This window comes from Stenotrophomonas sp. HMSC10F06 (genome assembly GCF_001807865.1).
Classification (GTDB): Bacteria; Pseudomonadota; Gammaproteobacteria; order Xanthomonadales; family Xanthomonadaceae; genus Stenotrophomonas; species Stenotrophomonas bentonitica_A.
Window position 1 is genome coordinate 238,394 of record NZ_KV791297.1, and the last position, 11,412, is coordinate 249,805.

6 protein-coding genes are annotated in these 11,412 nt (G+C 66.5%); 2 read left to right on the forward strand and 4 right to left on the reverse strand.

Going from position 1 to position 11,412, the window contains the following annotated elements; genetic code table 11:
- Positions 1–17: 17 nt before the first annotated feature.
- The 3 genes from HMPREF3113_RS14185 to HMPREF3113_RS14195 are packed head-to-tail and all read right to left on the reverse strand — an operon-like array spanning position 18 to position 5,424.
- Entirely contained in the window at positions 18–1,739 is a 1,722-nt protein-coding gene (locus HMPREF3113_RS14185) for an alpha-amylase family glycosyl hydrolase (RefSeq protein ID WP_070473499.1), read from the reverse strand.
- Positions 1,739–3,226, reverse strand: coding sequence for an MFS transporter (locus HMPREF3113_RS14190; protein WP_070473501.1), 1,488 nt, complete (start codon positions 3,224–3,226; stop codon positions 1,739–1,741). Before HMPREF3113_RS14190 ends, HMPREF3113_RS14185 begins: the two co-directional genes overlap by 1 nt.
- Positions 3,223–5,424: a glucosidase family protein gene (locus HMPREF3113_RS14195; protein WP_070473503.1), complete on the reverse strand. Its 2,202-nt coding sequence runs from the start codon at positions 5,422–5,424 to the stop codon at positions 3,223–3,225. The genes HMPREF3113_RS14190 and HMPREF3113_RS14195 overlap by 4 nt, the downstream gene beginning before the upstream one ends.
- 233 nt (positions 5,425–5,657) lie before the next feature.
- On the opposite strand from HMPREF3113_RS14195, the gene HMPREF3113_RS14200 reads away from it, so the two are divergent.
- Both HMPREF3113_RS14200 and HMPREF3113_RS14205 read left to right on the forward strand, forming a co-directional pair.
- The gene (locus HMPREF3113_RS14200; RefSeq protein ID WP_070473505.1) at positions 5,658–7,724 is read left to right on the forward strand and encodes a glycoside hydrolase family 97 protein; all 2,067 of its coding nucleotides are present in this window, start codon (positions 5,658–5,660) and stop codon (positions 7,722–7,724) included.
- 339 nt (positions 7,725–8,063) lie between these two features.
- Positions 8,064–10,823: a TonB-dependent receptor gene (locus HMPREF3113_RS14205; protein ID WP_070473507.1), complete on the forward strand. Its 2,760-nt coding sequence runs from the start codon at positions 8,064–8,066 to the stop codon at positions 10,821–10,823.
- Between the two features lie 92 nt (positions 10,824–10,915).
- On the opposite strand, the gene HMPREF3113_RS18885 is transcribed toward HMPREF3113_RS14205, so the two are convergent.
- The coding region (locus HMPREF3113_RS18885) for a hypothetical protein (protein ID WP_217628715.1) at positions 10,916–11,412 on the reverse strand (497 nt) is incomplete at its 5' end.

Genomic DNA, 11,412 nt, shown 5'->3' on the forward strand with positions numbered 1-11,412 from the left:
GACCGGGCATCGCCCGGCTACTTCGCCAGGCGCTTCGTGCGCGCACGCTGGTCGTCGACCGCTGCCTTCAACTGCTGCTGCAGCGCCGTCTGGTCGACCTGTGCATCCAGCACGAACACGCGCACGCCGTGTGCAGGTACCTCGGCGGTCAGCGATCCCTTCACCGTCTGGCTGGCACCGCCCAGCGCGTCGCGCCAGGTCCCGGCCTGCAGGTAGCGGCTGACCTCGAAGGTGCGCGCCGTGTCACCCTTGTTGAGCAGCACCAGTGCAGTCTGTGCGGTATCGCCCTGCTGCAGCACACGGAAGAACACCGCTTCATCGCCGTGCAGGCGCTCGTTGACCTGCAGGCCGCGCTGCAGGGCGGGGGTGGCCTCGCGCAGCTTGGCGATGCGCTGCAACGGCGCAAAGATCGGGCTCTTCGGCGCCTCATCGACGCGTGCCTGGCCGAAGTAGGCACGGTTGCCGGCATGCTCGGCGCGGCTGCGCATGAAGCCGGTTTCCGAGCCGTAGTAGATCACCGGAATGCCGCGCGCGGTGAACAGCCAGTTGTGGGCGTCGATGAACCCGGCATCGCTGGCATCCAGCCGCGCCATGTCGTGATTATCGTAGAAACTCATCAGCTCGTACGGATTGGCATACGGCCCATCCAGCAGGTGCAGCGGCTCGGCCAGGGCCTCAAAGCCTTTCTGCTCCCTGCCAAAGACCGACGACAAGGCGCCGCGCAGCGGGAAGTCGAGCACGGAAACGTTCGCGTTGGCCGGCCAGGTGTGCTCGGCGATCTTGCGGGCGTCGTAGTCGAACGCTTCGCCGAACATGAACATGCCCGGATGCTCCGCGCGGATGCGGTTGACGAAGGCATGCCACCACGGGTGTGGCAGCCAGCCGATGGTGTCGATGCGCAACGCATCCACGCCCTGCGCGGTCCACTGCAGGTACGCGCCGACCAGGTAGTCCATCACCGCCGGATTGTGCTCGTTGAAATCGGAGAGTTCGGCCAGGTTGCCATCGAAGATCGAGCCGCTCTTCCCGTCCACCGGGCCGATGTTGTTGTAGAACGCGTGCAGCGGGTTGTGGACCGGGTCCAGCTGCTGCGGCGGGAGGTTCTGATGGTCGGCGATCAGCCGGCCGTCCTTGTCGAAGATCTGCCCGAACTGCGGCTGCGCCACCGGCATCGTCCACGCGGGCGAGCCATGGTTGCCCACGATATCCAGCACCACCTTCAGATCGGCCGCGTGCAGGCCACGGGTGAAATCGGCGAAGTCCAGGTCCTTGCTCGGCAGATGTTCGTCGAGCGTGTAGAAGTTGACGCCCCAGTAGCCGTGGTAGCCGGTCTTGCCGCGGTCGGTCAGCGTGCTGGTGCAGCTGATCGGCTTACTGCCGGTGAAGGCCTGGTCCGGGTTGTCGATGATCGGGGTGATCCACACCGCGCCGAAGCCCAGATTGCGGATGTACGCGGCGTTGTCGAGCACACCCTTGAAGTCACCGCCGAGATAGCCGATGTTGCCGTCCACCTTGTCCGGGCACGGCACCGGGATGTCGAAGGTGGGGTGTGCACCGCCCTGGTCGCGGTGATCGTTGGACGGGTCGCCATTGACGAAGCGGTCGGTGACCACGAAGTAGACCGCCTGGCTGGCGAACGGCTCACGCGTGCCGACATAGTCCGGGCGCTCGACGGCCAGGGCGGGACTGGCGGACAGTACGAATGACAGGGCCAGCGACAACGACGAATACCGGGGCATCAGACACGCTCCTGTTGGGATGGCACATACAGCACGCACAGGCCGGCCAGCAGCAGGCTGCCGCCCCCGAGTGCGAGCACGTGCATCGGGTCACCGCCCAGCCACGTGCGCAGCAGGAAGCCGAGCGCACTGGCCGCGACCAGCTGCGGGATCACGATGAAGAAATTGAACAGGCCCATGTAGATCCCCATCTTGGCCGCCGGCACGCTGTCGGACAGCAGCGCATACGGCAGCGACAGGATCGAGGCCCAGGCGAAGCCGACGCCGACCATGGACAGCAGCAGCCAGTGCGGATCTCGGATGAACAGCATCGAGATCAGCCCCAAGCCGCCCAGCCACAGGTTGACCAGGTGACTCCAGCGCAGGCCGAGTGCACGCACCATCAACGGGATCAGCAAGGCCGCCAGTGCGGCGAAGCCGTTGTAGGCACCGAACAGCACACCGACCCAGTTGGCGCCCTCGTTGTAGGCGGCCGAGGCGGTATCGGTCGAGCCGAAGTGCGTACCGGCGACGGCGGCGGTGGTGTAGATCCACATCGCGAACAGCGCGAACCACGAGAAGAACTGCACCCACGCCAGGCGACGCATGGTGCGCGGCATCGCACGCAGGTCGTCGACGATGGTGGCCAGCATGTTCGCGCCGGGCACGCAGCGCGCCACACCGAGCAGCACGCCGTAGGCGACGCACAGGCCGGCGAGCACATACAGCATGCGGTCACCCTGCTGCCACGCGATGGCGGCGGCAAGCACGAGACCGGCCACCACCCAGCCACCGATCTGCGCCCAGGGTGGCGGTCCGGCCACGCGCGTACTGTGGTGCACGGCGGCCGGCTCGGCATCGTCGAAGCGGGCCAGTTCGGCAGGCGAGTACTCCCGGGTGCTGACCACCGTCCAGGTGATCGCCGCCAGCAACACCGCCGCGCCGAAGTAGAACGCGTACCGCACGGTGTCGGGCACCTGCCCTGCTGCGGCCGTATTGGCCACGCCGAAGTGGGCCAGGATGAACGGCAGGAAGCTGGCGACGATGGCGCCGATGCCGATGAAGAAGCTCTGCATCGCAAAGCCGGTCGGCCGCTGCCGCGGGGCCAGCTGATCGCCGACGAACGCGCGGAACGGCTCCATCGATACGTTGATCGAAGCATCCAGTACCCAGAGCGTGCCGGCCGCAATCCACAGCGTCGGCGAGTTCGGCATCACCAGCAGGGCCAGCGTGGTCAGTACCGCACCGATCATGAAGAACGGGCGGCGGCGTCCCCAGCGTGTCCAGGTGCGGTCGGACAGGTAGCCGATCACCGGCTGCACCAGCAGGCCGGTCAGTGGCGCGGCGATCCACAGCCCGGGCACCGCCTCCATCGGGGCGCCGAGCGTCTCGAAGATGCGGCTGGCATTGGCGTTCTGCAGCGCGAAGCCGAACTGGATGCCGAGGAAGCCGAAGCACATGTTCCAGATCTGCCAGAACGACAGCGTCGGTTTGGGCGAACGGCTCATCGGCGCGGCTCCGTCGAGGCCGCCACCGGCATCAGGGTCAGTGCGGATACGCGCGCCTGGTTGAGCACGCCCGCACTGCCGCCCTTGCCGCCGTTGTACTGCGCGAAGTGGGTCAGCGCACTCATGTTGAAGCCCTCCTCCAGCGAGATGCGGCAGGCCCCTGCCGTCGCCTCGAATTCAACCGCCGTGGAATCCTGTTCGCCCACGCTGTGCGGCATCACGATGGGGCGGCGCTGCTCGGGCTGGCCCGCACACTGCAGCACCAGCGTCTTCACCGCTGCGGTCACGCCGGTGTTGATCGGGCCGTTGGGGTTGTTGTAACGCAGCCGTGCACGCCAGCGGCCAGCGGTCGGTGCGGTCCACTCCCACTGCGTGTCGCCGGCCAGCACCTGCTGCGGGCCGATGCAGGTCATCGGGCTGTGCAGCGATTCCAGCGCGCCTGCACGGCGGGTCAGGCTCAGGCAGTGGCTGGCACCGTCCTTGACCAGCGTGGCGACACCCTGCGCGGGCACTACTTGCTGGCCGTCGCGCCACAGCACGTGCCCGGCAGGCACCGTGATCTTCCAGCCTGCCGTCGTTTCACGCGGCAGCGGGGCGGCGGGGGTGGCCGGGGCGAACACCGCCGAGGGACGCAGGATGGCCGGTGATGGCGTCGCGCCCGTGGCATGCAACGGCACCAGCTGCACTGTGGTGGTCGTGCCGTCGCGCTGGATATCACCCGCCACCAACAGCTCGCCGGCAAGGTGCTTCGGTCGCACCAGCACATAACGCTGTTCGCCATCGTCCAGGCGGATGCGGTCATGCGCACCGAACAGCGTCGGCACCAGCGATGTCGGCAGCTTCGGCGCGATACGACCGTCGTCCTCCACGCCGAACACACCTTCCAGCACCATCGAGAGATAGCCGGCCACCGACCACAGCTGGCGTGGCGAATTCACCACCGGGCCGCTGAGGGCACCTTCATCGACATGCACCGCCAGCGTGCGCATCTCGTAGTTCTCCATGTTGGAACCGGCCAGCGCGGTGCCGCGCATCAGCGACTCGATCTCCAGGGCGATGCGCGGGGCATCGTCCAGCCGGCGCGCGGCGCGCAACGAATACGCGCTGACGAAGGGCCAGATGCCGCGGTTGTGATAGATCGGCTGCTGCGCTTCCTGCGGCCACACCACCGGGCTGCCACCGGCTACGGCGGGGTAGTTCGCCAGCGCGCGCCGTGCGCGGTCGGCCGGGAACACATCGGCCAGCACGCCCAGCGAGAGCGCGAGCAGGTCGTACTTGGCGTACGGCACCGGGTGCGCCGCCTCGCCGATGTAGCTCATGTACTGACCGGCCTCCTCGCGCCAGAAGCGTGTATCGATCTGGCCAGCCAGTGCATCCGCCCACTGGCCGTAGGTGGCAGCACGCGCATCGCCGTGCTGGCGGGCCAGTTGCTCGGCCAGCCGCAGCGCCTGGTAATGCAGCACGTTGGTGGAGAGCGCGAAGGACTCGCCGATGAAGCGCACGTCCTCGCGCGTCCAGTCCGGATAGGTCTGCTCGCGCCAATCCAGGAAGGAGGTTTCGCCGCGATACAGGCCGATCCGTGCATCGAACACCGCCCCGCGATCCTGCGCCAGGGTCGCCTGCAGTGCCTGCCAGACCTGGTCGGCGAAGGCCGCGTCATCCAGCAGCCCGCGTGCGGCCAGGAACCACACCACGCGGTCGCTGCTGATCGGCCAGCTGCCCCCGGAGCCGGTGTCCTGGGCGACGAACAGGCCCGGCGTATGTCCATCGCGCGCGGTGGAAAGCTTGAACTGCAGCGACTGGCGTGTGCGTACCGGATCCAGACGCGACAGCGCCAGATCGGCAGCGAAGCTGACATCACGCGTCCACACATACGGCCAGCGCTCACCGGTCTGGAAGCATGCGCAGGGAACCGGCTTGCCGTGATTGAAGGCCGGGTCACGGATCGCCTCCACGCGGTCGGCCTCCATCTCCTGCTGGGCCAACCCGAACAGCGCATCGAACAGCACGCTGCCGGTCTCGCTGCGCATCGGCTGCGCGCCGATGCGCACCTCGCCCTGCGGCGCATGCAGAAGGTAGCCACCTGCGGCGGCGGGCTCGGCGCGCGCATGGCGGCCGTCGAAATCCAGGTCGGCCGCGCGTGCGGTGGACCCCATCGCTGCCCCGAGGGCAACGGTCAGGCAGATCATCTTCAGCATCGAAGTGGCGAACCGGCTCGCGCCAGTTGCCTCCCTCCCCTTTGCTCGCGTTGTAGGTCCGCACCGCCTCGCGGCGATGCGCTCGCGGCCCCCTCCCAGGGTGCCTTGGGCCCATGGTAGACGGCACGCCGCAGCCTGCATCGAGCTGCATACGTATTCATGGCCAGGGCGGTCGGCAATCGTGACCGCGTCGCTATAGTCCGGGGGTGTTTTCGGCCGTCTTGGGAGGGGAAATGCCGTCACTGTCGCATCCAACAAACGAGCATTCCGCACGTCGTCGCCTGCCCCTGCTGGGCTGGATCCTCTGCGCATTCAGCGCCACCGTCTTGGCGGAACCGGTCACTGTCGCCAGTGTCGAGTCGCCCGGCAAGGTGCTGCGCGTGTCGCTGCAACTGGATGGTGGCACCCCCAGCTACCGGGTGGACCGTTTCGGCGAAACGGTGGTAGACAACTCCAAGCTCGGCTTCCAATTGCGCGATGGCCGCCTGGACCGCGACCTTGCCGCGGTCGGCCAGCAGTCGCGCAGCGTCGATGAAACCTGGGAGCAGCCCTGGGGCGAGCGCCGGCTGACCCGCAACCACTTCAACGAAGTGGTGGTGCAGCTGGTCGAGCGCAGCGGCACCAAGCGGCGCATTGATGTGGTGTTCCGGGTCTACGACGACGGCTTGGGCTTTCGCTATCACTTCCCGCAGCAGCCGGGGATGCGCGAGGCGATCATCGATGATGAGCTGACCGAGTTCGCGATCGCACCGACCGCCACCGCCTGGTGGATTCCGGCCGGCGAGCCGATCCACTACGAATATCTTTACCAGCGTACGCCGCTGGACCAGGTGCCGCTTGCGCATACGCCGATGACGCTGCGCAGCCGCGATGGACTGCATGTCTCCATCCATGAGGCGGCCCTGGTGGACTACGCCGGCATGTGGCTGCGCCGCACCGAAGGCCAGCGCCTGCGCGCGCAACTGTCACCCTCGGCCGAAGGCTGGAAAGTGTGGCGCAGCCTGCCCTTCGATACGCCGTGGCGCACGCTGCAGATCAGCGACACCGCCGGCGGGCTGGTCGAATCCAGCCTGATCCTCAACCTCAACGAACCCAATGTGCTGGGTGACGTAAGCTGGGTGAAGCCCTCCAAGTACCTGGGTGTGTGGTGGTCGATGCATCTGGACAAGGAAAGCTGGGCCACCGGCCCGCGACATGCTGCCACCACGGCCAAGACCCAACGCGTGATCGACTTCGCTGCCCGGCATGGCTTCCGCGGCGTGCTGGTGGAAGGCTGGAACCCCGGCTGGAACGGCGACTGGGTCGGCAACGGCTACGCGTTCGATTTCACCCGGCCCACTGCGGACTTCGACATCGAGGCGCTGTCGGCCTACGGCGCGACGAAGGGCGTACACCTGATCGGCCACCATGAAACCGGCTGCGCCATCGAACACTACGAGGATCAGCTCGGCGCGGCGCTGGATCTCTACGCGCGGCTGGGCGTGGACTCGTTCAAGAGCGGATACGTGTGCGATGACGGCCAGGTGGATCGGCGCAACCCGGCGGGTGGGCCACTATGGCGCGAGTGGCACGATGGCCAGTTCATGGCCCGCCATCACCTCAAGGTGGTGCAGGAGGCGGCCAGACGGCATATCGCGGTGAACCCGCACGAGCCGATCAAGGACACCGGCCTGCGCCGCACCTACCCGAACTGGATCACCCGCGAAGGTGCACGTGGGATGGAGTACAACGCCTGGGGACAGCCGCCGAATCCGCCTGAGCACGAGGTCAACCTGGTGTTCACCCGGATGCTGTCCGGGCCGATGGATTACACCCCCGGCATCCTCAGCCTGAAGGGCCGTGGCGGCCAGGCGATCCCCAGCACGCTGGCGCGCCAGCTCGCCCTGTACGTGACGATCTACAGCCCGATCCAGATGGCCGCCGACCTGCCCGAGCACTATGAGCAGCACCGTGAGGCCTTCCGCTTCATCGAAGATGTGGCGGTGGACTGGGAGGACACCCGCGTGCTCAACGGCGAGGTGGGCGACTTCGTGACCATCGTACGCAGGGACCGCCACAGCCGCGACTGGTTCCTGGGCAGCATCACCGACGAGCATGGCCGCGTGCTGCCCATCCCGCTGGGCTTCCTGGAGCCGGGCGTACGTTACCGGGCGGAAATCTATCGCGATGGGGACGGCGCCGATTTCCGCAGCAACCCCTTCGCCTTCGTGCGCGAGACCCGCGAGGTCACCAGCGTCGACGCGCTGACGCTGGTGCTTGCGCCGGGCGGCGGCCAGGCGATCCGCTTTACCCCGCTGTAGACCTGATCAGAGATCTCGACGCAGGCCCATGACGGGTAGTGCGGGCCGCTGGCCGGCTCCTCGGGATGCCAGGCAGATGGAGGAGCCGGCCAGCGGCCGGCACTACCCGTCGACGTTTGCATGGCAAACCGTGGCGCGGTGGCGCGGTGGCGCGCATGCGCCAACGCAGCTGTAATCGATTCCAATGCAGCCAACGTCATTGAATACGTATGCAGGGTGATTCCCGCGGCAGGCGCGCTGCCTACCATAGCCACGCAGTCAACGGCCACCGCGCCGTGACGCTCCCGGGTCCTCCGGGCAACCACAAAATCGATTGGCAACATTGCCTGGGAGGGGAAAATGTTGAACCGCAAGCGCAGCGCGCTGAGTCTCGCGCTGGCCGTCGCCCTGACGCCGTTGATGGCGTCGGCGCAGACCGCCGAATTCAGTACCACCACCCCACCGACCGGAAATACGGCAACCAACCTGGACACCGTCCAGGTCACCGGCATCCGCCGTGGCATCGAGAACGCGATCGCGATCAAGCAGGACGCCACCTCGGTGGTCGAAGCGATCTCGGCCGAGGACATCGGCAAACTGCCTGACGTGAGCATCGCCGAATCGCTGGGCCGCCTGCCCGGCCTGGCCGCCCAGCGCGTGGCCGGCCGCGCCCAGGTCATCAGCGTGCGCGGCCTGTCGCCGGATTTCGCCACCACCCTGCTCAACGGCCGCGAAGTGGTCAGCACCGGTGACAACCGCAGCGTCGAGTTCGACCAGTACCCCTCGGAACTGGTCAACGGCGTGACCGTCTACAAGACCCCGGACGCCGCCCTCGTCGGCCAGGGCCTGTCGGGCACCATCGACATGCAGACCGTGCGTCCGTTGAGCTTCGCTGAGCGCGTGATCGCGATCAGCGGCCGCTACCAGAAGAGCTCGCTGGGCAAGGCCGCCAACGTCGACCCGTACGGCAATCGTTTCAGCGCCAGCTACATCGATCAGTTCCTGGACAACACCCTGGGCATCTCGATCGGCTACGCGCACAGCGACATGCCCATCCAGGAAAACCAGGTCGGCCTGTACGAGCCATGGACCACCGAGCAGACCGACCAGGGCAACCGCCCCGGCCTGGCGCCGGGCACCGTGTTCTCCGATGGCATCAAGGCCCTGCGCCGCACCGGCAACAACGAGCGCGACGGCGTGATGGCCACCGTGCAGTTCCGTCCGTCGAACGTGTGGACCAGCACGCTGGATGCCTTCCACACCGAAGCCGAGCAGATCGACACTGCCAACCAGTTCGAGGTCAACCTCAGCAACTACAACGGCGGCTATACCCCGGGCCTGCTGATCACCAACCCGCAGATCAACGCCGACGGCACCTTCGCCGGTGGCGTGGCGACCGGCGTGTACCCGCTGGTGCGCGGCATGTACAACAAGCGCAAGGACAAGATCGACGCGTTCGGCTGGAACAACGAGTTCAATTTCGAACGGGTCAAGGTCGTTGCGGACGTGAACTACTCCAAGGCCACGCGCAATGAGCTGAACCTGGAGAACAACCTGCAGCTCACCCCGATGCCGCAGCTGGATTCGGTCGGCGTGGTGGTCAAACCGGATGGTTTCTCACAGATCAGCCCGGGCCTGGACTATTCCAACCCGAACGCGCTGTTCCTGACCAACACCATCTACGGCTCCGGCTACGGCAAGGTGCCGATGGTCGAAGACCGCCTGAAGGGCGCCCGCCTGCAGGCCACCTTCGCGATGCCCGATTCGCTGCCGTGGTTCTCCGATGTGGACGTGGGCGTGAACTACGCCGACCGCCGCAAGGACAAGACCCAGGCCGAGGGCAACATCCTGCTGGGCGACCAGGGCGATGCCAACATCGCCAGTGACCTGCAGTACGCGCCGGTCAATCTGGGCTTCGCCGGTATCGGCTACATCCCCGCCTGGAACGTCCCGGCCGCGGTGGACCGCTACATGGTGTTCAACCCGGTCACCAACCTGGACTACCTGATTCCCAAGGCCTGGACGGTGCAGGAAAAGACAAGCACCGCCTGGATCCGCGCCAACATCAACACCGACCTGGGCGAGGTCGGCCTGCGCGGCAACATCGGCGTACAGATGGTGCGTACCGACCAGAGCTCGCAGTCCAACTACTTCGACCGCTCACGTCCGGACGGCCAGAACATCCTGCCGATCGATGACGGCAAGACCTATACCGACTGGCTGCCGAGTTTGAACCTGGCCTTCATGTTCCCGCACCAGCAGACACTGCGCTTCGCCGTGGCCAAGCAGGTGGCACGCCCGCGCGTGGACCAGATGCGGGCCGGCCTGGAGTTCGGCGTGGACACCGCCACCGGCAAGCCCGGCGGCAGCGGTGGCAACCCGCTGCTGGATCCGTGGCGCGCCAACGCCATCGACCTCTCGTACGAAAAGTACTTCGGCGAGAAGGCCTACGTGGCCGCCGCGGTGTTCTTCAAGGACCTGAAGTCCTACGTCTACACGCAGTCGCGCGATGACTACGACTTCAGTGACCTGCTGGCCAGCTACGTGCCGCCGCCGGGCATGATCGTGCCGGTGCTGCCGACCGGCACCTTCTCGGCCCCGCAGAACGGCCAAGGTGGCAAGCTGAAGGGGCTGGAGCTGACCGCCTCCTTCCCGCTGGAGATGCTGACCGAGAGCCTGCGCGGCTTCGGCGTGCAGGCCAGTGCGACGTTCAACGACAGCGACATCAAGATCCTGGACCCGGAAAGCGCCTCCAGCGTGGGCAGCGATCCGATCAGCCTGCCGGGCCTGTCCGAGCGCGTGTACAACTTCACCGCGTACTACGAGCGCAGTGGATTCGAGGCACGCGTGAGCCAGCGCCGTCGCTCGGACTTCATCGGCGAGATCGGCAATTTCAACGGCAACCGCACCCTGCGATACGTGGTCGGCGAGAACGTGACGGATGCGCAGGTCAGCTACACCTTCGCCGACAGCAGCAGCCTGCATGGGCTGACGCTGCTGCTGCAGGGAAGCAACCTGACCAACGAGCCGTATCGGACCTATGCCGGCACCAAGGATCGCCCGCTGGAGTACGTGGAGTGGGGCCGCACGTACATGCTGGGTGTGAACTACAAGTTCTGATTTTGCGCTTGTCAGCGACTTAGTGGTGACATCGAAAACCCGCTGCTTGTGCAGCGGGTTTTTTGTTGGTTTACCCCGCCCCCTCAAAAGCGTTAGTGCCGACTGTCCGTGGCCTGGTCGGGGGTGTGTGGGTTCGCGGGACGCGCCGTAAACCCATCCATGGGGGCTCGTGAGCCGCATCCCTGCGGCACAACGGTCCCGCCAACCCACACACCCCCGCCCTTCGACAGGTGGTTGGTTGCCATGGCAGTGCAGTGCGAAGCGAAGCGAAGCAACGCAACGCGACGCGGCGGAGGATCGAACGCGGTATCTGCGGTTAGGGCCAGCTCGAGCAGTTCCGCCGCCTCAACACTTTTGACCGTGCCGACCACGTCGAACGCCCCGATTTCCCTGACCGCCCGGACTGTTCCGCTCCCACCGACCAGACCGATCAACCCGATCATCTCGACCGCGCTGGCCGGTCCGACCATTGCGCATGCTTCAGCTGCTAGCGTCGCTTTTCCCTTGCGCACCAGCCCATTGTCAAAGGGCGGGCACGGGTTGGTTGGCGGGACCATGAGCGCCATGGATGGCGCGACATGAGCCTCCA